Consider the following 23,649-nt stretch of genomic DNA (forward strand, 5'->3'; position numbering starts at 1 on the left):
TTGCCAAGCCTAGTAACCCATGGTAAGATATTTCTTGCTCAGCTGATGACCCGTTGGTCAAGTTGGTTAAGACACCAGCCTTTCACGCTGGTAACATGGGTTCGAATCCCGTACGGGTCACTAATTTGCCTCACCTTTTGTGGTGGGGCTTTTTTATTGCCTAAGGAGCACCAAAATTGCCAGTTGACTGGCAGTAAAGTAAAATGATTCTAATTTAGCAAAACTGATGAGGGGGCGACGAGTTGATTATTGAAGTTAAAGATCTTGACTACCAAGTTGATGGCCGCCGAATTCTCCACCAGCTTAATCTGGGGGTGGCTAAGGGCGACTACTTAACAATCGCGGGGCCGTCGGGGAGCGGAAAAAGTACCTTTTTAAAGTTGCTAGCGGGCTTTTTGACGCCCAGTGCCGGGACGATTGAATTTCAGGGACGGGCGCAGGAAAGTTACCCGATTCCGACCTATCGCCAGCAGGTTTCTTACTGCATCCAACAACCACTTTTGTTTGGCCAAACTGTGCAGGATAATTTTGCCTTTCCGTATGCGATTACCAATCAACCGGTCGATACGGCGCGGATCAATCACTTGCTCAAGGCGGTGGACTTACCATCCCGCTACGTAGAAAAGGGGATTACCGAATTATCCGGTGGGGAGCGCCAACGGGTCGCCTTGGTGCGCAACCTCTTATTGGAACCGGCGGTCTTGTTGCTCGATGAGGTCACGACTGGCTTGGATGAAGCTTCGAAGCAAATTGTCTTGCACCTTTTGGAAACGGAGCACCAACGGGGCAAGACCTTAATCAAGGTGACTCACGACGCGGAAGAAATTGAAGCCGCCAGCCACTTGTTATACATGAAAGGGGGACAATTGAGCGATGAGCAGTAATTTAACGGTGTCCAACCTCTCCCTGGTGATTGCCGCCTTGGGGATGGTGCTGGCGATCGGGATCAGTACCAAGGAAAAACTGGGCTTGCACAAGGATATTCTTTACTCCGTCGCACGGGCAATTGTCCAGTTGACGGTGGTGGGTTACGTCTTGAAGGGCGTCTTTCACGTGGCCAACCTCTGGCTGACCTTAGCTTTGTCCTTAATCATTATCTTGAACGCTTCGTGGAATTCCTACCAACGGAATGGTAAGCAAAAGCGGGGCTTTTGGTATTCGTTTTTAGCCATCTTTTGTAGCACCGCCTTTACGATTGGCCTGTTGGTCTTGTCGGGGTCGATCAAACCGATCGCCCAGCAGCTGGTGCCGATTACCGGGATGGTGGCCTCCAATTCGATGGTCGCGATCGGCTTGGCCTTCCGGGCGATGCGGACTCAATACCAGCAACAAGAACAACAGGTTAATGAAATGCTGGCCTTAGGAGCAACGGCTGCGCAGGCCTCGAAAGGAATTTTACGCGAAAGCATCAAGACGGCAATGCAACCGACGATTGATTCGGCCAAGACGGTTGGCTTGGTTGCCCTGCCGGGGATGATGTCGGGGCTGATCTTTGCCGGGGTCGACCCGGTCTATGCGATCAAGTACCAAATTATGGTCGTCTTTATGCTCTTGTCGGCGACGAGCCTGGGGTCGGTCATTGCCATTTACCTGTCTTACCGGAGCTACTTTACGGAGCGGTTGCAACTGAAAGTGCCCCGCTAATTGGTTCAGAAAGGGAATCTTTTTATTTCCCGGGTAATTGTGTGGTAAAATGGAAAACGAATTTTAAAACGAGTGGGCGAATTCGGCCACTCGTTTTGCTTACAAGTAAACTTAAAGAGAGGATCTTTTTGGAATGGATAATAAGGTACGCGTACGGTATGCGCCAAGTCCAACGGGCTTCTTGCACATCGGGAATGCACAATCAGCACTGTTTAACTACCTCTTTGCCCGGCACTTTAACGGGACGATGGTCTTGCGGATCGAAGACACGGACTTGGCCCGCAACGTCGACAACGGGGAACAATCCCAGATTGAAAACCTGCACTGGTTAGGGATTGACTGGGATGAAGGTCCCGACAAGCCCAATGCCAAGTACGCACCGTACCACCAAACGGAACGCAACGACGCCGGCATTTACCAAAAGTACATCCAAGAATTGCTCGACAAGGGTTTAGCCTACAAGGACTACGCCACCGAAGAAGAACTCAAGGAAATGCGGGAACAACAAAAGTCCAACGGGGAACCACCGCACTACGACGGTCGGTGGTACAATGCGTCTGAAGAAGACATCAAGGCCGCCGAAGCCAAGGGGATCAAGCCAACCGTGCGTATCCACCTGCCAGAAAACCACGTTTACGAATGGGACGACTGGGCGCTAGGCCACATCGAATTTAACTCCGACAACATCGGGGGCGACTTTGTGATCCAAAAGTCCAACGGGTTGCCAACTTACAACTTTGCCGTGGTGATTGATGACCACCTGATGGAAATCACGGACGTAATCCGGGGGGCCGACCACATTTCCAACACGCCAAAGCAAATGGCGATCTACGAAGCCTTGGGCTTTGAACACCCGCACTTCTGCCACATCTCGCTGATCTTCAACCCGGCCACGGGCAAGAAGCTTTCCAAGCGGGACGCCAACACCCTGCAATTTATCAGTCAATACCACCGGCATGGTTACCTGAGCGAAGCGATCTTTAACTTTATCGCCTTCTTGGGTTGGTCACCAGTGGGGGAACAAGAAATCTTCTCCAAGGATGAACTGATCAAGGCCTACGACCCGAAGCGGATGTCTTCTTCGCCGGCGTACTTTGACCAACGCAAGCTGGACTGGATCAACGCCCAATACATCAAGAAGATGGACGTTGAAGAACTGGCTGACCGGACCATGACCTTGGTCCACGAAAATGACTCTGACCAAGCCAAGCGGGTGGCCGACCTGAACCTGGACGATGCGGCTCTCAAGGCCTTGTTGGTTAAGGTAATCAAGATTCACCAACGCGACGTTACCAAGCTGATTGAAGTCCTTGATCACGCTTGGTTCTACGCAACTGTTCTGGATCAAGACCTGTCCTACGAAGACTTTGGCAAGTTGGACGCGGCTGAAACCAAGCAAGTGCTGTTGGCCATTAAGGCCGGCGTGGCGGCCTTTGACGGGCAACCAAGCGCGGCTGATTACAGCGCTTTGATCAAGCAAGTCGGCAAGGACACCGGCGTCAAGGGACGGAGCCTCTACTTCCCATTGAACATTACCTTTACCGGGAAGAGTTCGGCCCCAGAAATCAACGAAATCATGGCCGTTTACCCAACCACGACCAACTTAACCCTCTTGGATCGGGCCTTAGCTGCCTTGAACTAGGGGAACACAAAAGGTTTGTCAATTTTTTTGACAAACCTTTTTTAATACGCCAAATTAATCTCATGATTGGGGAAAGTTAGTAGGGTTACTGATAAAATGTAAGTTTTCGCTTCACATCAAACTAGAATGAATTGATAATTTTAATTCTATAACGACAGATTTATTTGATCATTAAAATAAATTTATAAGCATCGAACGAAAGCATGCTAGAATCAAATAAAACAAAATCGATTATATGTAGCGTGCAGTAAGGGGGAAGCCGGAATGGGGCAAGCTAAGAACAGCAAAATGATAACTTTCTCAGCAAAGTGGGGGGGAGCTCCAGCTCTGTTAACCCGCAATGGTCAAGTGATGAAGGAGAAAAATTGATGCCGACAATTGCCAGCGATTGCCAAGGGACCAGCCAGCAACAAACGCTTTGTTTACAAGCGGCGTTGCGGACGGCCCAAGCCCGGTATGAACAAGCCCACCAGGTTTATTTACGGACGTTTGCCAAGGCCAAGCGAGCCCAAGTTGTGTTAGAAACTTTGCAAAGGGACCGCAATTCTTCAAAACAGGCCCCGTGGGTGTGGCTCGACCAACTTGAACAAGCCCGCCAGCGCCACCGCAAAATTGCCCAGCAGACCCAGCAGGCCTTTGATGCGATGGCCGCGGCGCGCCGGGAAGTCGGGCGCTTGAAGCAAAAGTTGACCGCTACCCTGCCGGGTCCCGCTCCGTTGCGGGGCCAGCGCCCGGTTTCGCAAACGGTCTTGGCGGCTGCTCAAGCCCAGGCCCTGGCTGAACGGGAAGGCTATAGCTTGGCTGGCGACCGGGTAGTGGATCGGCAGGGGCGACCCGTCTTGGGGTGGCTGGTCCAAAATGGGGTCGCGTATGATGAGCATGGTTATTTGGTTGAGCTGCCCGCGGCTTTGGGTCCAATGAAAAAAGTCCACTGCCGCCTGTGGGCATGGCTAAAACATTATTGGTTGGGCATTAGTTAACCCGATGGTACGAAAAAATCCCGGACCGCTTGGCAAAAGCGGGGCCGGGATTTAGTTTTAGTTGGGGACAAAAATTATAAGTTAACGTCCATCTTAAAGGTTAGCTTGGACAGGCCGATCCCATCACTGATCAGCTTGGCCATCAGTGTTTTGGTATCCTTTTCGACCTGATCCAACATTACGGTTTGGGCCTGATTTAAGACCGCACTAGCGGCGGCCGGGTCCAGGTCCTTGGTTTGCGCGGCGGTTTGGGCTACCCAGGTGTGGAAGAACTGGCGCAGGGCCTTGAGGTAGTCCAGGTTGGCCTGAGCAAATTCAGCGTGATGGGCTTCGACCAACATGGCTAAACGCTTAAAGAGCCAGTAGAAGCTCGGGTCATCCAAGTCCAATTCTGCCGGGGTGTTGCGCAAGCGGGCGTCGGCTTGATCGGCGTTACCAAAGAGCGGCAGGTACGGCGTAAAGGTCGGCGCGCCCCCCAGGGCCATCCACATAATGGTTTGGGCGGCCTCCGGCAAGTCCGGCTTGATTTGCAAGACGTGGGAGTTTTGGGTCCGGTTCAAGGAAATCGGCCGGAAGCGCCGCTTGTCTTCTTCGCTACCGTGGCCCAGCGGATCATACGGCGTGTTTTGGTAGTGGCTGCCCAAGTAGGCTTGCACTTCTTCTAAGCTGATTAAGTGATCACACTTCATGACAAAGGGCAAATCGAGATCCATCGGGTCAAACTTCAATTCCGGATTGAAGAGCTTGTGCCCGTACCATTGCCGCGGGGTGTTGTAGTGTTGATCAAAGACGTCAGCGGTCCCGAAAATCCGGCGGAAGTTCCACCCGTCCGGATCGGGGTTCAAGTGGTGTTGGGCCACAAAGTCTTGAATTCCCGCGGACCACATAAAGTTATCGGGATCGCCAAAGTCAACTTCTTGGATGGCGACCCGGTTCCCCGTCAAGGCGTAGCAATCATCCGGGATCCGTTGGGCGACCCAGTGGTGCCCGGTGACGATTTCCATGTACCAGACTTCATCGCGGTCGGCAAAGATGACCCCATTTCCTTCCGCTGAGCCGTACTTGGCAACTTGTTGGCCAAGGTATTCGACCCCGTGGCGTGCCGAGTCAATAAAGGGGAGGGTTAAGGCCACGATCACGTCTTCGTTGATCCCACTTTCCGTGTTCAGGGGGTCAAAGGCCAAGACGCGTTCGTTGGCGTAAACACTTTCCGTGGCGCTCATCGCCACGTTTTTTTCGTTAAAGCCGGTTTCGTCGTAGACCCCTTCTTTTTTCAAATCAACGTTGGGCACCCCTTGGTAGCGGTAGCCATCCGCCGGCCGGTCGCCCACGAAGTGATTCAAGTAGGATTTGACTTGGTTGGGGTGGTTGTGATAAGCCGGGTAGACGACGTAGCGTTGGGGAGTCAGGGGCAAAAAAGTATCATCATTGCGCCCGGCCATGACCGAGCCATCAATGGAAGCCTTTTTGCCGACTAAGATGGTCGTACAAGATGAATGGCGAGTTTGCATAACTATGCTTCCTTTCGTAAATCAAAGAATACGTTTATTGTAGGCGTTTGCCCAGGGGGCGTCAACGTAAGGCGTGGCGCAAACAACGGAGGGCAAAGTAGACGAGCAGGTTAACCGCACCGGCAAAGACGAAGGTCCGGTACCAAGGTTGCAACAAGGTCCACAGCTGGGCCGCAAGCGTTGTGGGATCACTAAAGAGGGCGAGGACGCCACTAAAAATGACCACACAACCGGCTAAAGCCACTAGCCCCGTCCGGGCGTTGGTGAGATCGGCTGGTGAGACGTCAAAGCCGCCGATGGCAATGTTGATCATTAACAACAACCATACCACGACCCGGCCTAGGGGATCACTGGCCCCGCTGGTCAGGTCGCCCAAGAGGGTGGCGTAGCTTACCGGCACCAACCATTTGGTGGTCAAAAGCATCACGATCGGACAGATCAAGACGGGCGCTAAGCCGATAAAGACGTTGCCGGCTTGCTGGTAAAGGCTGTGGGGGTTCCAAGCGTGGTTGACATAGCCGAGGCTTTGGTCGGTCGGGTCTTGCCGGTTGGGGATGCGCAGCAGGGCAACCTTGGTAATCCGGTGGCCGAACAAGACGGCGACCAGTAAGTGGCTGAGCTCATGGAGGATGATCCCCAGGCCGCCGCCCAGAATTTGGGCCCCAAAACCCCCCAGCTGCACACTAAGCAGCTTATTTTGGTGGCTGATGACCACCACTAATGCGCCGAGCAGCCCGGGTAGCCCCAACGCCAAGCCGGTGAAAATGGCCATGGTTTGTAAGTAAGTCATTATTTTTGTTGGAGGTCCGCGAAGGTGGCATCGACCAACTGCGCTAAATCGGTGGCATTAACCTCAACGGACCGGCCGATTTGCCCGGAGGAGACGAAGATCGTTGCTTCAGCTTGGGCGGCCTGGTCAATGTAGATCGGGTAGTGGTGTTTTTCGTAGATCCCGACCGGGGTGTTGGCGCCGTGGACGTAGCCGGTGGTCTTGACCAACTTCTTGAGGGGCACCATCTCGACCTTTTTATTGCCTGACACCCGGGCCAGGGCTTTTTCATCTAGGTGGGTATCGATCGGGACCACGCCGACCACGGGACCAGTCGTCGGGCCTTCTAAGACCAGGGTCTTGTAGATACGGTGTTCGTCAATGCCGAGGTGATCGACTTTCATGCTGCGAACGTCGCCATCTTGGACGGTCGGGAATTCAATTTGGCGGTAGGGAATCTTATGTTTATCCAGGATTTGTTCGACCTGGGTCTTTTTCAGCCGGGCTTTTTTCTTTGCCATGAAATTGGCCTCCTTTTTGTGCAGATTTTTCAGTACTGGAACGGTCCAATCTTTAGAAAACGCGTATCCAGTTGGCAAATTTTTGCTATACTAGTAATGTTAAACGCAAAGCGCGGGAAAGTGAACCGTAATCAAAGAAAGCTGAGGACTAAATTGGAATGGCAGATCTAGTGTACCGCTCGGTAATGCGCGACATCAAAGAAAAAATCTTACAAGACGCTTATCCGGGGATGCGATTACCGGATGAACGGAGCCTGTCAGAAAATTACCACGTCAGTCGGAGTTCGATTAAGCGGGCCTTGGATGTCTTGGTCCAACAAGGGATTATCTTCAAAAAGCGGGGGGCTGGCACCTTTATCAACCCCTTGTACTTAAAGAACCGGGCGATGTTTCGTTATGAAGGCAGCAACCTGGGAATTACTGACAGTTTTCAACTCGATGGCAAAAAGCAAAGCATTAAGCTGATCAACTACCAAGTCATTCCGGCCAGCGCCGAATTGGCTCAGGACCTCTTTTTGAGTCCGGATGATTTTGTGTACAAGATTGAACGCTTGCGGTTGATCGACGACCAACCCTTTATGATTGAAACGGGCTTTATTCCGATTAAAATCATCCCGACCCTCTCACCGGCCGTGGCGGAAAAGTCCATTTTCAACTACTTGGAAGAAGCCAAGGGCAAAACGGTCACCCGCTCCTTTATGACCCTGACCGTGGAACCATCGAGTGCCAACGATCAAAAGGAATTGAACCTCACCCCAACGGAGCCGGTCGGGGTGATGGAAGGGGTCTTTTTCCTCGACGACGGGACCCCCTTTGAAGTATCGTATATGCGAGTACATTATCAATACATGCGCTATAATACCTTCGTCAGCCTCGGAAAGGAATAGTTATGATCAAAGCAATTGCGACCGATATGGACGGGACCTTTTTAAACTCCCAAAGCACTTATGATCAAGCCCGTTTTTTGACCGTTTACGCGGAATTAAAGCGGCGGGGAATTGCCTTTATTGTCGCTAGTGGCAATCCGGTCTATCAGCTCCAAAAGACTTTTGCGCCGGTCAAAGATGAATTGGTGTACGTGGCCGAAAACGGCGTTGAGCTGGTTGAAGGCGGCCAAGACGTCTTCGTGGGGCAGATTGCGCCGGCAGCCGTGACGGGGATCGTGGCCGAAATTGCCCCCATCAAGGGGAGCCGCATTATTCTGTCGGGGCGGCACCAGGCCTATGCGCTGGGCAAATTACCGGCGGCCTTTCGGACAATTGCCGAGCGGCACTACCCGGGGGTCAAGGAAGTGACCAGTTTGGCCGAAGTGGTCGACCCGATCGTCAAAATCATGCTGGACGTACCCGGGGAGTTGACCCAGCCGCTAATGGACCAGATCAACCATGATTACGCTGGTCAACTGACGGCGGTCTCCAGTGGCTATGGTAATTTGGACCTGATTGTGGCCGGGATGGATAAAGCCGCAGGTTTGAAGCACTACTTAGCCCACCACCAGCTTGAGCCGGCCGAATTAATGGCCTTTGGGGACGGGCAAAACGACCTGACGATGTTACAATTGGCTGGCGAAAGCTACGCGATGGCCAACGGAATTGATGCCGTCAAGCAAGCTGCCAAATACCAAACCCGGTCCAATGATGAAAACGGGGTCTTGGTGGCGATTGAAAAGATGTTGGCTCAAAACTAAAACAATGGGCGTCGGTGCTGAGGGCACGGGCGCTTTTTTTGCGCGGTGCTTCACTAAAAGTCAATCATTTGTGAAATTTTTGCGACCACAACGGCACCGGATTTGTTTTCACAACCTTCTTGGAAAACGTTTATCAAAATGTGATGAACTAAGCAAAATGGTCAGAACTAGCTTTGTGAATTACAATAGGCATCGTTAAAATCACTGGATCTTTTCACAAACTGAAAGGTCCACAGAGAGAAGGAATTGATGATGACACAACCACGATTTGGGGCGGACGCGATTGTCGCCAGTCTAAAGCAACACGGGGTGGATAAGGTATTCGGGATTCCGGGGGCCAAGATTGACCGCTTGTTTGAAAAATTAGAGCATGAACCCGGGGCACCGGAACTGATTGTTACCCGGCACGAGCAAAATGCGGCCTTCATGGCCCAAGCCTATGCACGCTTGACCGATAAGACTGGGGTCGTAGTAGCGACTTCAGGTCCAGGAGTCGGGAATCTTGCCACGGGGTTAATGACGGCCCAAGCTGAAGGGGATGCTGTTTTAGCGATCGGCGGCCAAGTGCAACGCAAGGATTTGCAACGCCAAACCCACCAAAGTACCCCTTCGGTCCAATTAATGGCGCCAATCACTAATTACAGTGCTGAAATTCAGGATCCGGCCAACATTGAAGAAACCTTGGCCAACGCTTTTGCGGCCAGTCAGGGGGCCAAGCATGGGGCAGCCTTTGTCAGTGTGCCGCAAGACATTGATGATGCGCCATTGACCGATGCGGGCTTGCCAGTTTACCAACCAGCGCAAGCGGGACCAGCTCCTTTGGCGGCAATCAAGGCGGTGGCCAAACGAATCAAGGCCGCTCAGTTCCCGGTTTTACTAGTCGGCCTTCGGGGATCGGCCCCGAAAGAAGCCGCGGCGTTGCACGCGCTGTTGGCGCAAACGGGGTTGCCGGTCGTGGAAACCTTCCAAGCAGCGGGAGTCGTGACGCGGGAACTGGCTCCGACGTCTTACTTTGGGCGGATTGGCCTGTTCCGCAATCAAGTCGGGGACCGGCTTTTGCGGCAAAGCGATTTAGTCGTTACGATTGGTTACGACGCAATTGAATATGAACCCCGGAACTGGAATGCGGCCAAGAATGCCACGATCGTAAATCTGGATACGATTCCGGCCCAAATTGATAACTACTTTGCACCGGTTGCCCAATTAATTGGGGAGATTGCGCAAACCTTAACCTTGTTAACCAGTGAGTTGCCGGATTTTGTTTACCCAGCCGCGGCCAAGGCGCAGTTGGTAGCGTTAAAGGCGGAATTAGAAGCGGACCAAGCTGCAGTGGCGCCAACGAATCAGGCGGTCAGTCACCCCTTGGCGGTGGTGCAAGCCTTGCAAAAGCAAGTCAGTGATGACATGATTGTGTCGGTGGACGTGGGGAGCCACTACATCTGGATGGCCCGGCATTTCCGTAGCTATCAAGCCCGTCATCTGCTCTTTAGTAACGGGATGCAGACCTTAGGAGTGGCCTTACCATGGGCAATGGTGGCGGCAATGCTGCATCCCGAACAAAAGGCGGTGGCCGTGTGTGGTGACGGCGGTTTCTTATACTCTGGCGCCGAATTGACGACGGCGGTGCAACACCAGCTCAATCTGGTCACGATTGTGTGGAATGACGGTGGTAACTACGATATGGTGCGCTTCCAAGAGGAGTTGAAGTATGGGCAAGCTGCCGGAACCAAGTTTGGGGATTTAGACATCGTGAAGTTTGCTGAAAGCACCGGAGCAACGGGCCTGCGAGTCCAAAGTCCGGATCAATTAGATGCCGTTTTGGCCCAAGCCTTTGCGACTGACGGTCCGGTCGTGGTGGATGTACCGGTGGATTATAGTGGTAATCAAGCCCTGGCCCAACAATTGATTGATTCGCAACTGGGTTAGTCCAGTTAATAGAAAGAAGGCACTTAAATGACAACGTTGTATGAACACGGCACGCTGGCGGCTTTAATGGCCGGTAATTTAGCGGGGACACTCTCCTTAAAAGAACTCTTGACCCACGGTTCCACGGGGTTAGGGACCTTTGATGGGGTTGATGGTGAAGTGGTGATCTTAGACGGAGAAGTCTACCAGGCTGACGCAACTGGTCGCGTCAACCATGTGACGGATCCGAACGTGATGCTCCCCTTTGCTTCGGTTCATTTCCCGGGAAATGATCAGCAGGCAGTGACGGTGACCGCGACGTCAAAAGCGGCATTGCAAACGGCATTAACCACTAAGTACCAATTGGCAAACGTGTTTGCCTACGTCCGGGTGAGTGGTGAGTTTGACCACGTTAAGGTGCGGATCGCTCCCAAGCAAACGCAGCCGTACCCGAGCCTGCTGGAAGTTGCCAAGCACCAACCCGTCTTTGAACAAACTCACGTTAGCGGGACCTTGTTGGGGTATTATGCCCCAGATATTTTTGGGACGGTGACGGCAGCTGGCTGGCATTTGCACTTTATTAGTGATGACCGACAGTTTGCGGGGCACGTCTTAGAATTTACCGGTGGGGAATTAACCGGTGAATTGGAAATTTTTGATAGCTTAGAACAGCATTTGCCGATTCACGATCAAGCCTTCCGGCAGGGGAAGGTGGACTTAGCCAGCTTAAAAGCTGGAATTCACGCGGCGGAAGGCTAGCCGCGCGTTTTTTGCCGCGGACCTTGCATTTTGCTCAGGGGGGCGATAATGATCGCGTCACCTTGGTTGAACTAGAAAGGAAGCGCAAGGAAATGTTGCGGTTAATGTTAGTTGGCAATTGGCTGGTCTTGATTGGCATCATTAGTTTAGGGGGCTACTGCTTGCGACGGTTGCGCCATCGGCCCGCCACCAGTTGGGGCTGGTTTGGGCTGATCGTCTTGCTTGGCGGCGTGGCCAGCTGGTTGGTTGGCAACCCTTATTTCGGTTAATCAGCATTGGCGGGGCAGAATGCGGCTTCGCTTTTTAGTTTCTCTTGCTTTCCGCTCTGGACTAAGTTAAAGTAAGAAGGTTTGAAAGCGTTTAGGGGGAGAGTTCATAATGAGCAAGCAAGCACGAGGAATTTGGTTGGCCGCGGGTGGGGCCGCGTTATGGGGCGCGTCGGGGGCGGCGGCCCAGTATTTATTTGAACAAACGCCGGTTACCACCGCCTGGCTGGTCGCCGTCCGGCTCCTGGTAGCCGGGGGGATTTTGACGGCGGTCAGCTGGCACCGCAACCCGACCCACTTAAGGGAATTGACCCGCTACCGGTGGGCCTGGTGGCACCTCTTGGGGTACAGCGTGTTGGGGACCCTATTTTCCCAGTTGGCCTACTTTTTGGCGGTCAAAGCCAGCAATGCCGCGACCGCCACGGTCCTGCAATATCTCCAACCGGTCTTGATTATCATCTGGGTGGCCCTAGCCAGTCGCAAGTGGCCGCGGCGGATTGACAATTTTTCGGTGCTGTTGGCCTTGCTCGGGACCTTTTTATTGATTACCGATGGGCACCCGGGCTCATTGACCCTCACGCCCTTAGCGCTGTTTTGGGGGCTGTTGTGCGCGGTCGCCGCGGCTTTGTGTACCCTCTTGCCGGTCCGGCTTCTGCAACACTTTGACACCCTGGCGGTCTCGGGCTTGGCAATGTTGGTCGGCGGGATTTTGATGCTGCCGGAATTATTTTTGACGCCCTGGCCCCACCTGACCTGGTTTGCCTGGCTGATGGTGGCCTACGTGGTCATTTTTGGGACCCTGCTGGCCTATACGATGGTCTTGGCCAGTTTAAATTACATTTCGCCCACCGCGACGGGGATTTTGGGCGCCTTTGAACCACTGCTGGCGACCGTTTTGGCGGTTGGCCTGCTCGGCACCCGCTTGACGCCGGCGATGGTGGTCGGTTCGCTGTTGATTTTAGCGACGACCTTCCTCCAAGCTCTGCCGGTGGATTTAAACCCCTTTGGGCGCTTGCGGACCAAGCACCATCATTAACAGTTTGCCGGTGCGCCACTGCCCTTTCCCGTGGCGCGCCGGTCTTTTTTGCCAAAATTTAAAATTGGTGGTTGCAAGCCACCAGGACGTGCGTTAGAGTAGTGACAACTTTGCGAGAGTAAGAGGAAACTGGTAATGACAAAACGCACGCGGGGGCTGTTGCTAGCGGGAGTCGGGGCTTCATTTTGGGGTGGCTCGGGCGCGGCAGCCCAATACTTATTTCATGACACCCCGATGACGACCACCTGGCTGGTGGCGGTCCGCTTGCTGGGCGCGGGCCTGGTTTTGACGCTAGTCAGTTGGTTGAAAAATCCGGGCGCCGTCAAGGGCTTGGTGACCCAGCGTTGGGCCCGGTGGCAATTGATCGCCTTTGCTTTGTTTGGGACCCTCAATTCCCAATTGACTTATTTTTTAGCGGTCCGGTATAGTAACGCTCCCACGGCAACGGTGATCCAATATCTCCAGCCGGTCATCATCATCGCGTGGGTCGCGCTCAGTACCCGGAAGTGGCCGCGCCGGATTGATAACCTGTCGGTGGCCTTGGCGGTCTTGGGCACTTTTTTGCTGGTGACGGGCGGGCACCTGGGGACGTTGACCCTCACGCCCTTGGCCCTGTTTTGGGGCTTGTGGTGTGCCTTGGCCGCGGCGCTGTACACTTTGTTGCCGGTGAAGTTGCTCCAACACTTTGATACCTTTGCCGTCTGTGGACTGGCGATGTTGCTAGGTGGACTGGTTATGTTGCCGGAATTGTTGTTACGGCCGGTCCCGCACTTGAGCGGGGGTGATTGGCTGTTGGTCGCCTACGTCATTTTCTTTGGGACGATGGCGGCGTACACGATGTTTTTAGGCAGTTTGAACTTCATCAATCCCACGGCTGCGGGGATCTTAGGGGCGTTTGAACCCTTGATTGCGACGGTCTTGGCAGTGACGTTGCTGGGGACCCACCTGTCTTCGGCGATGGTGGTCGGCTCGCTGTTGATCTTAGCGACAACCTTCTTGCAGGCTATTCCAATTAAACGTAACCCCTTCATTAAGTTTAAGCACCACAAGCGGGTGGTGAAATCTTAACCAAAACGGGCCGCCCCAATCGGAGCGGCCCGTTTCAGGTTCATTAATTATTTGCCTGGACGTTACTTGGTTTGGTTAACTTGATCTTCCATCTTCATGATGGCCCGTTCCTTAAAGACGAGGTAAACCAGTAAGAGGAAGGCGACCCCGGCGGCAATGTAGATCACCGTCGATGAAGCGCCCCAGCCGAACTTGTCGACCAGCATCCCGATCAAGGCTGTAGCCATCGTTTCCCCAAAGACGTACTGGAAGAAGCCCATAAACCCGGTCGACATGCCGACCGCGTAGTTTGGCACGGCTTCATTGACCATCAACCCGACCAAAGACAGCGGGGCGTAGATCAAACTCCCCATGATAAAGAGAACGACCGTGATCAAGGCCTTGCTGGTGCTGGTAAAGTAGGTTACCAAGCACAAAATCATCGCAATCACGCACAGGAAGCAGACAAAGGACCGCCGCCCCTTCAACAGGTCGGAGACCAAGCCTAAGATGATGACCCCTGGTACGGCGGACAATTCAAAGATCCCGACCAGCCACTTGGCCCATTCGACCGAGAAGCCCTTGGTTGGCAAGTAGGAAGGGATCCAAGACATGACCCCGTAGCGAACAATGTAAATGGACATTGAAGTCAAGGTGACGGCCCAGACGACCTTGTTGGTTAAGATATCGTGGAAAAGAATGTCGGCAAAGGACTTGTCGGACAGTTCTTGGGCGGTTGATTCGCCCTTTTCGTTTAATTCAACGTGACCGGAGTATTCCGCCATGTTCGGCAGCCCTTCACTTTCGGGCCGTTCGGAATTGATCAGCAACATCAGAGTGGCGATAATGGCCGAAATCACGGAAGCGGTGATAAAGACCATCGTCAAGGAACCGGAGAACAAGAGGGTGGCTAACTGGATGCAGGCCACGCAGGCAAAGGCCCCGGCGTTGTGGGCAGAGGCCCACACGGCAAAGACGACCCCGCGGTGCTTTTTGGAGAACCAGAGGCTGATTTCCCGCTGGCAAGCCGGCGCTCCCATCGCTTGGGTAAAGGAAATAAAGAGCATTAAGAATAAGATGACGTAGAAGTTCTTGGTAAAGCCCAAAAAGGCGTTAAAGATACAGGAGAGGTAGAGCCCAAAGGCCAAGAAATTCTTGGTGTTGGACTTATCCACCCAACCGCCCATAAAGAGCTTGGCGATCCCGTAGCCGACCCCAAAACAGGAAAGAATCAGCCCGATTTGCCCCACGGAGAAGCCGTATTCCTTCATAATCGGCTTTTGTTCGGTGGTAAAGATCAAACGAATGATGTAGTAGGCCAGATAAGAGATACAAGTGGCAATCAAGACCCCGGTTTGCTTGCGTTTGTAGACCCCTTCGACTTTGTCGGCGGGAACAGGTACTTTCGCATCGGGGGACGGCTTTAAGAAATTAAACATACTGACACGCGTCCTTTCTGCACAAAAAACTGGAATAAATGCTCCTCCGTGCTTTATTTCGCATCAAAATTGGCTAACCGTTGAATAAATTGCATAATTGGAAATAAATTGGGAATAAATAAAAAGTTTAACGATTATAACCTTTTAAAAACGAAATTAAACCCGGAGTTTTTAATACATGGCTATCCTAAAATATTATGTAAGCGCTGTCAACAGAATTTAAAAATTTTATTGGACCGGTCAAATTCTGAGAAAAGTTGGTTTTTGCTTAATGTTGGGCCGTCCACTTTTATGTGAAAAACCAGAATTATTTGAAACCGGTTCAAAAAAGGTGGCAATTTTGCTGGAAGCGTTTTATAATGGTCAATGTTAAACGTTTGCCAAGACGAGGAGGAAATTACCAGATGTCAACGGATGTAAAAGGAATTGCGGCTAGTGACGGCTTTGGGATTGCACCAGCGTACCTGCTGGTCGATCCAGATCTGACCTACGAAACGACGCAGGTCGAAGATACCGCGGCGGAATACGCCCGGGTGGAAGCGGCCTTTCAAGCTTCCATCGATGAATTAAGCAAGATCAAGGAAAACGCCAAGGGTCGCTTGGGCGACGAAGAATTGGAAGTCTTTGATGCCCACATTGCCATCTTGTCCGACCCGGAAATGATGGGGCAAATTAAGACGGATATTGAAGAAAACCACACCGGGGCCGAAGCAGCGGTCGACAAGGTAATGACCGGCTTTGCCGACATGTTGGCTGCGATGGTCGACAACCAATACATGCAAGAACGGGCGGCCGACGTCAAGGACGTGGCCAAGCGGGCCTTAGCCCACCTGTTAGGCAAGCAATTGCCAGACATTGCCGGCATTGACCACCCGGTGGTAATTGTGGCTAAGGAAATCACCCCATCCGATACCTCCCAGATGGATGCCCAGTTCGTCAAGGGGATTGTTACGGACCTCGGCGGGCGGACCAGCCACGCTGCCATTATGTCCCGGACCTTGCGGATTCCAGCCGTGGTGGGTTCAGAATCAATCACGACGACGGCCCAAAATGGGCAAATGATCGTTGTCGACGGGCTGAACGGGGATGTGATCGTGGACGCGGATGACGCCACGGTTAAGGAATACGAACAAAAGGCCGCCGATTTTGAAAAGCAACGGGCCCAATGGGCGAAGTTAGTCGACGCCCCATCCGTTTCCAAGGACGGCAAGGAATTTGAAATTGCGGCCAACATCGGGACGCCGGATGACGTGGCCGACGCGGTCAAGCAAGGGGCCGATGGGGTCGGCCTCTTCCGCTCCGAATTCCTGTACATGGGCAGTGACCACTTGCCAAGTGAAGACGAACAATTTGAAGCCTACAAAAAGGCCGTCGTTGGGATGAACGGCAAGCCAGTGGTCGTCCGGACCTTAGACATCGGGGGTGACAAGCCGCTGGATTACTTGCCACTGCCGGAAGAATTAAATCCGTTCTTGGGTTACCGGGCCATCCGGATCTGCTTGGAACGGCCAGACATCTTCAAGCCCCAACTGCGGGCCTTGATTCGGGCCTCAGAATTTGGCCCACTGGGGATCATGTTCCCAATGATCGGGACGGTGGCGGAACTGCGGGCCGCCAAGGCGATCTACAACGAATGCTTGACGGAACTGCAAGCCAGCCACCCGGGGATCGGCAAGAACGTCCAACTCGGGATGATGATCGAAGTACCGCTGGCGGCCGTTAATGCCGACAACCTGGCCAAGGAAGTCGACTTCTTCAGTATTGGGACCAACGACTTGATCCAATACAACTTTGCCGCCGACCGGGGCAACGATAAGGTTTCTTACCTTTACCAACCACTGAACCCAGCCTTCTTGAGCCTGATCAAGCACGTGATCGACTCAGCCCACCGCCACGGGGCCAAGGCCGCTATGTGTGGTGAAATGGCCGGCGACAAGTACGCTTTGCCACTGCTGATGGGGATGGGCTTAGACGAATACTCCATGAGTGCGACGTCGATTTTGCGGACCCGGAGCACGATGAAGGACTTGGATACGGCCGAATGTGCTAAGCTGGTCGACAAAGCGATCAACGAATGTGCCACGGTCGAAGAGGTCAAGGCCTTGGTAGAAAAGGAATTAGGCTAACAACTGCTTAGTGAAGTGCGCAGTTTCACAGCTTAAATTTGCGCGGGGGCAACTCTGACCAGCGCAGCAATCAATCACACACAAAAAATGGACCACGCTGCGTGGTCCATTTTTTCGTCTACATAAATTGTTGTAAGTATTGGTGGCTGGCGACTTGTTCGGCACAGTTGGCTTGGTCCTTAAGATCAATTTCGTAGATGTCAGTGGCCGCCGGGTTGAGGTGGGGCAGGACCCGGGGCCAGGCAATCCGGCCTTCCCCCAAGGGCAGACTGTCGTGGGTCTGGCCCATTGAATCGACCAGGTGGTAGTGGACAATTTGCTCTTTTAAATGCTCCAAGCTGGCGATCAAGCGGTCGTTATCACCATGGACAGTGATAAAAGCGTGGGAGACATCATAGGCCAAGCGGTAACCGTGGGCCAGGATGGCATCTTCGACGGCCGGATCGCCGTAGAAAAAGACCGGCGAGATCGAATTTTCAAACATCACGTGCTCACCGCCAAATTCCTGCAAGCGATCCAGAACGTCAAAGCCGACCTGGCGTGCGGCCGCGACGTCGGGGTAGGCGGCCAGCATTTCATCAAAGCCGTGTTGATCGTCATAGGAACCATGGATCAAGGCCTGGGTGCCGGTCTCCTTGGCAACTTGAATCAAGGTCACCGCGGTGCGATGGACAAAGTCGTACAGGGCCGGAAATGAGTCCTGCGGGGTGATCACTTCCGTGTGGTGGCCCTGGAAGTTCATCGGCTGGTGCAAGACGATCTGGGAAATGCCCTGGTTTTGCACCTGGCCAATCATTTGCTTGAGGTGGGTCAGCCCGCTGGGGGTAAAGTCAGGCTGGTCAGTGAAAAATTCAAAGACGGCTGGCTGGTGCTTGAGCCGGTCCATGATTTGCCGGGGGTCAGAACTGGCCTTTAGGCCGAGCATGGGAAACATAGTGAGACCTTCTTTCGTGTTCGTTGTCCCCAGTGTAAGCCCGCTGGCGCGCTAGGTCAACGGCCCGTCAGGCTTGGATTAGGACCGGGCCATACTTGGTCGTTATGAGGTCGCATTCCAACTGGAAGGTGGTTTTGACCCGGGCGGGGGTCAAAACGCTTTTTGGAGTCCCAGTGGCGACCAACTGCCCGTGGTCCAATAAACAGCAGTAATCACTGTAACGCAGGGCTTGATTTAAATCGTGCAGGATCATTACGATCGTCAACCCCCGCTGCTGATTTAATTGCCGCAGCAAACGGAGAAACTCGGTCTGGTAGTGCAAATCCAGGTAGGTGGTGGGCTCATCCAAGAAGAGGTAGGTCGGTTCTTGGTTGAGGGCGAGCGCCAGCCAGACGCGTTGGGCTTGGCCCCCGGATAATTGCTTTACCGGTCGGTCGGCCAAGTCGGTCAGCTGCAGTTCGGCCATGATGGCGGCAGTATCCGCGGGGGCCGGGTCGGCAAAGAGGGAGCTTTGGTAAGGGAGGCGGCCAAGCTGGATTAAATCGGCAACCGTCAGCTCATCGTACAATTCGTGGTGCTGGTGGACGACAGCGATTTGCTGGGCGGCACTTTGGGCTGAGTAGGCGCGCCAGAGGTCCTGGCCGGCGAGGTGAACGTGGCCAGCTTGGGGCGAAAGCTGGCGAGTCAAGAGTTTCAACAGGGTGGATTTCCCGGAACCGTTCGGCCCGAGCAGGGTCGTGATTTGGTGCTCGGGAATGGTCAAGGACAGGTCGTCAATGAGCGGGGCTTGCTGCGGATAAGCAAAGCGGAGGTGTTGCGCGTCAAGCATGGGTGGTCCCCCCTTTCAAAATCCAGATCAAGCACGGACCGCCAAAGATCGCCAAGAGGGCGGTAGCCGGCAGTTCGCTGGGTTGGATGACCAGCCGGCCCAGGGTATCGAAAAAGAGCAACAGCCAGCCCCCGGCCAGCATGGTAAAGGGCAGCAGGCGGTTATAATCGCGGCCGACCAGTTGGCGACCCAGGTGGGGGACGATGATCCCGATGAAGGCGAGGACGCCGACGCAGGCCGTGGTCGTCGCCGCTAAAAAGACCGCCGTTAACAACAGCCCGCGCCGCAAGCGCTGCGGCGATTGGCCGAGTGAGACCAGTTGGGCGTCGCTGACCTTGAGGTAATTGCCCCACGGCGCCAGCAGGACGGCAATGATCAAGCCCCCCAGGCCCAGGATGGCTAAGAGGGTGGTTTGCGTCCAAGTGACGGTGGCCAGCGAGAGGCTGCTTTGGCCCGGCATGGTGGGGATTAAGGCGGTGAACCCGCTGAACATGGCGTTGATCGCAACCCCGACTAAGATCAGCCGGTAGGGGTCCATTTTAGGTTGGAAGCGGACCAAGAGCTCAAAGGCCAGCCAGCCCCCGGCCAAAGCCCAGAGGACCCGGTTGAAAAAGAGGCCGGGGATGACCAGGCCACCGAGCAGGGCGAACAGGTGCGCCCCGCTGGCGACCCCCATGATCCCGGGATCAGCGATTGGATTGCGCAGGGCGGCCTGGAATAAAGCCCCGCTGACCGCGACGGTCGCCCCGGCCAAGAGGGCGGCGAGGATCCGTGGCAGGCGGATGTTAAAGAGGGTGTTTTGGGCGGTGGGCGACAGGGCCAGCAAGCTGAAGTGGCTGGCCCCGTTGGTCAAAGCGATCCCGCTCGTGACCACCAAGAGCCCCGTGAGGAACAGGTAAGTAAGGGTCGTTTTTTTCATGGTGAAGTCCTATTTCTTTGGGTACAGCCATAAGCTGACTTGGTGCAGGGCCTGGGGAACCTTCATATTGGCCGAGGCATTGAAGGTCGGCTGCTTGAGGTCATAGACGCGGTGGTTTTTGACGGCTGGCATCTTCGCCCAGACCGGATTGTCCTGAAACTCCTTGTTAAACTGGGGTACCGTGACGCTTGGCATCGCGTGAGCTAAGCGCAAGATGACGTCGGGGTGCTTGGTCGCGAGAGTTTCGTTGCTAGGGGAGAGGTAGGCTTGACCGTGGCTGGCGTAGACGTTTTGCCCCCCGGCCAGCCGGACCAGGTCACCAACGTAGGAGTGATCGGTCGCAATCAAATACCCGGCGCCCGGCATCCCCATTAAGACCAGGACCTGCGGTTTTGCGCCGTGGCGGCGGGCTTTGGCGGCTTGGATGGCCGCGTTGATCTTTTTGATCTGGGCGTTGGCCTGGCGGGTCCGGTAGTATTCATGGCCCAATTGGCGCAAAGTCGTCTTTAATTGGGCCACGGTATCGAGTTTCAGGTAGGTGACCGGGACACTTTGGGCCTTAAAGGCACTTGAGTATTCGTCCTTGAGGGTGGAAACGGCGTAGACCTTGGAAGGATTGAGGGCGGCAATTTTTTCGACGCTCGGGTTCATCGCCCCACCGACTTTGGCGGTATGTTGGTAGCGGGCGGGCAGGGTCTGAGCCGTCGTTGGGACGCCGACCAGGTTGATGTCGAGTTTGTCAAAGATCTGGGCGATCGCAACGGTGGTTACGACCAGCCGCTGGCGGTCAGCGACCTGGCGATTGACAAAGTAGCGCACCCCCGCGGCCGTGCCGCCGATTAAAACCAAGAGACTGAGCAAAATGATGATAAGACGCTTGCGTGCGTGCATGAAAAAGCCCCCTTGTGAAAAGGGCTGGTGGTGCAATCAGCTCCCCCAGCCCCGCAAAAGTTTAATTAGTGACGTGGTAAATTCTTTTTGGCGTTGATGATAAAGTAGGCAGCGGATGCAATGATCACGATCAGGCCCAGTCCTCCGCCGATTAAGACGTAGTAGAAGAGCTTTTGGTTGCGGTCATTGGCGGCTTGGGCCTGGACGTTTTGTTCCAGGGTCTGTTTGGCCAGCCGACTTTCCTTGCGGCTCGCCGCTTGGGACTGGGACTTGGCCTGGGCGTTTAATTTATTCAGCTTGGCTTGCAGCTGGGGGTCGTTGGCGCCCGCGGCCTCACCGGTGCTGGTGGTGGCCGCCGCGCTGTTCTTGGTCCCCTTGGCATTCTTGCCGTTTAAGGCGGGCAGCTGACTGGTGTCGAACTTAAAGCTGATGTTGTGATCAGCGTTGTAGTTGGCACTGGGCACGTTAACGTGGATCGAACTGGAAATCACGCCATTTAAAGACTTGGCGGTAAAGGAGTAAGCGTAATTGTACCCCCCGCCCCCCTGGGTCTTGCTGACGCTTTGTGGGGCCTGGCCGTTGATGGAGTAGACCGTCACTGGCCAAGCACCTAGGTTGGCAGCGGTGTGGATGGTCATCGTGACGACGTATTGGTTGCCACTGACCGTGACTTGGGCGGGGCGGACGTAGTAGGAGTCGGCCATTGACGTCTGGTTGGTCCCGTACTTTAGGGTTTGGTAATTAACGCTGGCCGCATGGGTATTGGTAACGCCCAGCAGCCCGAATAAGGTAACGGTGAGCAGGGTCAGCCACCGTCCCCAGTTGAATTTAATCTTCTTCATGGTTGAATCCTTTCAATTTGCGGGTCGCATGGGTGTACCAAAGCATGGTCCCCCCGATGATCGCAAACCCGGTGACCAAAAAGGCGGTTAAAGCCTGGACGATCGGGTAGTCGACGAGGGCGGCTTGGATGCGGTGCTTGATCCCATTTGGCACCCGGTAGTGAGCGAGCCGCTTTTGGGCGGCCTTTAAATCAAAGGGGGTAATCGCTGCCGCATTGGCCGCTCCCGGTTGGCTGGTGATGTCGCCCCCGGCTGGGCCGCTGGCGCTTAGCGCGGCGGCCGCGTTGCCAGTGCCGTAGCCGGTAGTGCTTAAAGCACTGGGACCAGGACTGCTTTTTTCTTGGCCGAATGCAAACCAAACCCCATAATTTTGGGCGGGCATACCTAGGAGCGGAACCCCAACCTTAATGCGACCGGTAAAGGGTTGGTCTAAAGCACTATCGTCATTAACGTGGAAGGTATACGTCCAAATATCTTGGTTGCCAATTTGAGAATGCGTTTGGTTTGTAATTGGTCCGGCCTTCATCGAAATTGGGGCGAAGGTAGCGGTACCCTTGGCAGCTTTAATGGTGAGGGTTACGTCATAACCAGAAGTGCCGGTCTTAATAACATGTGCTACGTGAGTGTAGAAAGAGTTGGCATCGGACAACTTAGTACCTTGCTCATTATAGACGGCATAAGGAATATCTTGGATCTCCTTTGTGCTATCGATAACGTGATGGCTTGGTTTAGGAATTGGTGGCTCAAATGGTTGGGGCTTTTGAGCTTGCGGGTTGAACGCCTTGTTATTCCATACCGCATACGCTTGTTGAGAATTGCCTAGAACAGAGAGGTCAAAATTAAAGACCCCCCCGCCTTGTTGATAAGCCTGTTTAGAGAGTTTAAAGGAGTAGTCAACTTTAGCCCCATTGGTTACGGTTTGGACAGGCTTTTGCCCGTTAAAGGTAATACCGCTGATGAACTGCGCGCCGCCGATTAAGTGGAAAGTTAGTTGATAACCATCGGCAGTTGGCTTGACGGATACGGTTTTACTGAAGAATTGGCCTGATTCTGATGGCGCTGGGTAATCTTCATACTTTAAGAAACTAACTGGGAGTTGGAGCACGTCATCGTGGTCTTGCTTGGTCCCAGTTGACTGCGTAGGTGGTGTGGTTTGACTTTGGGATACCTGAGTCGTCGATTGCGCTTGCTGGTGGTCGGACTTAGTAGTTGCAGTTGACGTTGTCGTTTGGCTGCTGCTAGTGGCTTGACTGCTGTCAGCCTCCGCACTGGCGGTCTTGACCTGGCTGAGGTCCACTTGTAAGTCGGCCGCTTCGTGCATGGTCATGCCCGGGGCCAGTTGCAGGTCCATTTCAACTACGTACTTGCCGCTTTGGTTCGGCAGGTTAAACGTCACCGTGGCCTGTTCGCCATTTTTTTGGATGTTCGCCGCCTGATTGCTGCCCTGAATTTGCAATTTTTGGACATAATTGGCCCCGGTTGGCATTGTCATTACCAATTGGAGCTGGCCGTTGGTGGTTTTTAAGCTGGCCTGGTCACTGAAGAAGTGGCTGGCATCGGATGCCGTGGTCGTGCCCGTCTTAAAAAAGCGGGCGGTCGTCGGGATTGTTGTCGCTGCTGGGGTAGCGGCTTGCACCAGGGCCGGCAGGACGGGGCTGGCCGCGGCCAGGGGCGCCCCAACTAATCCCATTAGTGACACCGAAGTAATCACTCGATAGGTTATTTTCGAACCAACCGTCACGAAAAACGCCTCCTTAAGAATTTCTTTAATATCATTGTTAAGTTTAAGCGTTCAGGTGAACGATTTCAATAAAAATTCGTTGGATAAGTAAAAACCCGCAAAATATTCCGCGACGGGTTGCGCTTTCACCTTGATAGTGCCATAATATGACGCATATTAAA

22 protein-coding genes and 1 tRNA gene are annotated in these 23,649 nt (G+C 53.8%); 13 read left to right on the forward strand and 10 right to left on the reverse strand.

Translation table 11 applies throughout. The features are described 5' to 3' along the window. The first annotated feature begins 47 nt into the window (after window positions 1-47). The 5 genes from BN54_RS06395 (at window position 48) to BN54_RS06415 (ending at window position 4,266) form a co-directional block, all read left to right on the forward strand. Window positions 48-120 (forward strand) — tRNA-Glu (locus BN54_RS06395). A 122-nt stretch (window positions 121-242) separates the two neighbouring features. Then, window positions 243-884, forward strand: coding sequence for an ABC transporter ATP-binding protein (locus BN54_RS06400; protein ID WP_019206345.1), 642 nt, complete (start codon window positions 243-245; stop codon window positions 882-884). Further along, window positions 874-1,644 carry an ABC transporter permease gene (locus BN54_RS06405; protein ID WP_019206346.1) on the forward strand — a complete coding sequence of 257 codons (771 nt, stop codon included), beginning with the start codon at window positions 874-876 and terminating at the stop codon, window positions 1,642-1,644. The genes BN54_RS06400 and BN54_RS06405 overlap by 11 nt, the downstream gene beginning before the upstream one ends. Window positions 1,645-1,777: 133 nt before the next feature. After that, window positions 1,778-3,286, forward strand: coding sequence for a glutamate--tRNA ligase (gltX, locus tag BN54_RS06410; RefSeq protein ID WP_019206347.1), 1,509 nt, complete (start codon window positions 1,778-1,780; stop codon window positions 3,284-3,286). Window positions 3,287-3,654: 368 nt separating this feature from the next. Then, window positions 3,655-4,266, forward strand: coding sequence for a hypothetical protein (locus BN54_RS06415; RefSeq protein WP_019206349.1), 612 nt, complete (start codon window positions 3,655-3,657; stop codon window positions 4,264-4,266). Window positions 4,267-4,340: 74 nt separating this feature from the next. Here the strand turns inward: BN54_RS06415 and BN54_RS06420 are convergent, their stop codons facing one another. The 3 genes from BN54_RS06420 to ybaK all read right to left on the reverse strand — a co-directional run bounded on the left by BN54_RS06420 (window position 4,341) and on the right by ybaK (window position 7,067). After that, complete coding sequence (locus tag BN54_RS06420) at window positions 4,341-5,777, reverse strand: C69 family dipeptidase (RefSeq protein WP_019206350.1); 1,437 nt, start codon at window positions 5,775-5,777, stop codon at window positions 4,341-4,343. 61 nt (window positions 5,778-5,838) lie between these two features. Beyond that, window positions 5,839-6,567 (reverse strand): hypothetical protein, encoded by a 729-nt coding sequence (locus BN54_RS06425; protein WP_019206351.1) that lies wholly within the window; start codon window positions 6,565-6,567, stop codon window positions 5,839-5,841. Further along, on the reverse strand, window positions 6,567-7,067 hold the full coding sequence (gene ybaK / locus BN54_RS06430; RefSeq protein WP_019206352.1) for a Cys-tRNA(Pro) deacylase: 501 nt from the start codon (window positions 7,065-7,067) through the stop codon (window positions 6,567-6,569). The genes BN54_RS06425 and ybaK overlap by 1 nt, the downstream gene beginning before the upstream one ends. Before the next feature lie 158 nt (window positions 7,068-7,225). Here ybaK and BN54_RS06435 point away from each other — a divergent pair, with 158 nt between their 5' ends. From BN54_RS06435 to BN54_RS06460, 7 genes are all read left to right on the forward strand, one after another. Continuing rightward, window positions 7,226-7,954: a GntR family transcriptional regulator gene (locus tag BN54_RS06435; protein WP_019206353.1), complete on the forward strand. Its 729-nt coding sequence runs from the start codon at window positions 7,226-7,228 to the stop codon at window positions 7,952-7,954. Window positions 7,955-7,956: 2 nt separating this feature from the next. Continuing rightward, entirely contained in the window at window positions 7,957-8,754 is a 798-nt protein-coding gene (locus tag BN54_RS06440) for a Cof-type HAD-IIB family hydrolase (RefSeq protein WP_019206354.1), read from the forward strand. 252 nt (window positions 8,755-9,006) lie between these two features. Next, window positions 9,007-10,680 carry an acetolactate synthase AlsS gene (gene alsS, locus BN54_RS06445; RefSeq protein WP_019206355.1) on the forward strand — a complete coding sequence of 558 codons (1,674 nt, stop codon included), beginning with the start codon at window positions 9,007-9,009 and terminating at the stop codon, window positions 10,678-10,680. A 27-nt stretch (window positions 10,681-10,707) separates the two neighbouring features. Beyond that, on the forward strand, window positions 10,708-11,418 hold the full coding sequence (gene budA, locus BN54_RS06450) for an acetolactate decarboxylase (protein ID WP_019206356.1): 711 nt from the start codon (window positions 10,708-10,710) through the stop codon (window positions 11,416-11,418). 92 nt (window positions 11,419-11,510) lie between these two features. After that, window positions 11,511-11,687: a hypothetical protein gene (locus BN54_RS10240; protein WP_155818317.1), complete on the forward strand. Its 177-nt coding sequence runs from the start codon at window positions 11,511-11,513 to the stop codon at window positions 11,685-11,687. 109 nt (window positions 11,688-11,796) lie between these two features. Further along, on the forward strand, window positions 11,797-12,720 hold the full coding sequence (locus tag BN54_RS06455) for a DMT family transporter (protein ID WP_019206358.1): 924 nt from the start codon (window positions 11,797-11,799) through the stop codon (window positions 12,718-12,720). A 135-nt stretch (window positions 12,721-12,855) separates the two neighbouring features. Then, entirely contained in the window at window positions 12,856-13,788 is a 933-nt protein-coding gene (locus BN54_RS06460) for a DMT family transporter (protein WP_019206359.1), read from the forward strand. A 62-nt stretch (window positions 13,789-13,850) separates the two neighbouring features. Here BN54_RS06460 and BN54_RS06465 read toward each other — a convergent pair whose 3' ends face one another. Beyond that, window positions 13,851-15,206 (reverse strand): MFS transporter, encoded by a 1,356-nt coding sequence (locus BN54_RS06465; RefSeq protein ID WP_019206360.1) that lies wholly within the window; start codon window positions 15,204-15,206, stop codon window positions 13,851-13,853. A gap of 404 nt (window positions 15,207-15,610) precedes the next feature. Here BN54_RS06465 and ptsP point away from each other — a divergent pair, with 404 nt between their 5' ends. Continuing rightward, window positions 15,611-17,332: a phosphoenolpyruvate--protein phosphotransferase gene (gene ptsP, locus BN54_RS06470; protein WP_019206361.1), complete on the forward strand. Its 1,722-nt coding sequence runs from the start codon at window positions 15,611-15,613 to the stop codon at window positions 17,330-17,332. Window positions 17,333-17,450: 118 nt separating this feature from the next. Here the strand turns inward: ptsP and BN54_RS06475 are convergent, their stop codons facing one another. The 6 genes from BN54_RS06475 to BN54_RS06500 form a co-directional block, all read right to left on the reverse strand. Continuing rightward, complete coding sequence (locus BN54_RS06475; protein ID WP_019206362.1) at window positions 17,451-18,266, reverse strand: TIM barrel protein; 816 nt, start codon at window positions 18,264-18,266, stop codon at window positions 17,451-17,453. Between the two features lie 67 nt (window positions 18,267-18,333). Next, on the reverse strand, window positions 18,334-19,095 hold the full coding sequence (locus BN54_RS06480) for an ABC transporter ATP-binding protein (RefSeq protein WP_019206363.1): 762 nt from the start codon (window positions 19,093-19,095) through the stop codon (window positions 18,334-18,336). Further along, window positions 19,088-20,014 carry a FecCD family ABC transporter permease gene (locus BN54_RS06485; RefSeq protein ID WP_019206364.1) on the reverse strand — a complete coding sequence of 309 codons (927 nt, stop codon included), beginning with the start codon at window positions 20,012-20,014 and terminating at the stop codon, window positions 19,088-19,090. Before BN54_RS06485 ends, BN54_RS06480 begins: the two co-directional genes overlap by 8 nt. Before the next feature lie 9 nt (window positions 20,015-20,023). Next, entirely contained in the window at window positions 20,024-20,905 is an 882-nt protein-coding gene (gene isdE, locus BN54_RS06490) for a heme ABC transporter substrate-binding protein IsdE (protein ID WP_040470023.1), read from the reverse strand. A gap of 65 nt (window positions 20,906-20,970) precedes the next feature. Then, entirely contained in the window at window positions 20,971-21,747 is a 777-nt protein-coding gene (locus BN54_RS06495; protein ID WP_019206366.1) for an NEAT domain-containing protein, read from the reverse strand. After that, complete coding sequence (locus tag BN54_RS06500; protein WP_019206367.1) at window positions 21,734-23,488, reverse strand: NEAT domain-containing protein; 1,755 nt, start codon at window positions 23,486-23,488, stop codon at window positions 21,734-21,736. Before BN54_RS06500 ends, BN54_RS06495 begins: the two co-directional genes overlap by 14 nt. Between the last annotated feature and the right edge of the window lie 161 nt (window positions 23,489-23,649).

The sequence above is a fragment of the Limosilactobacillus ingluviei str. Autruche 4 genome (assembly GCF_000312405.1).
Classification (GTDB): domain Bacteria; phylum Bacillota; class Bacilli; order Lactobacillales; family Lactobacillaceae; genus Limosilactobacillus; species Limosilactobacillus ingluviei.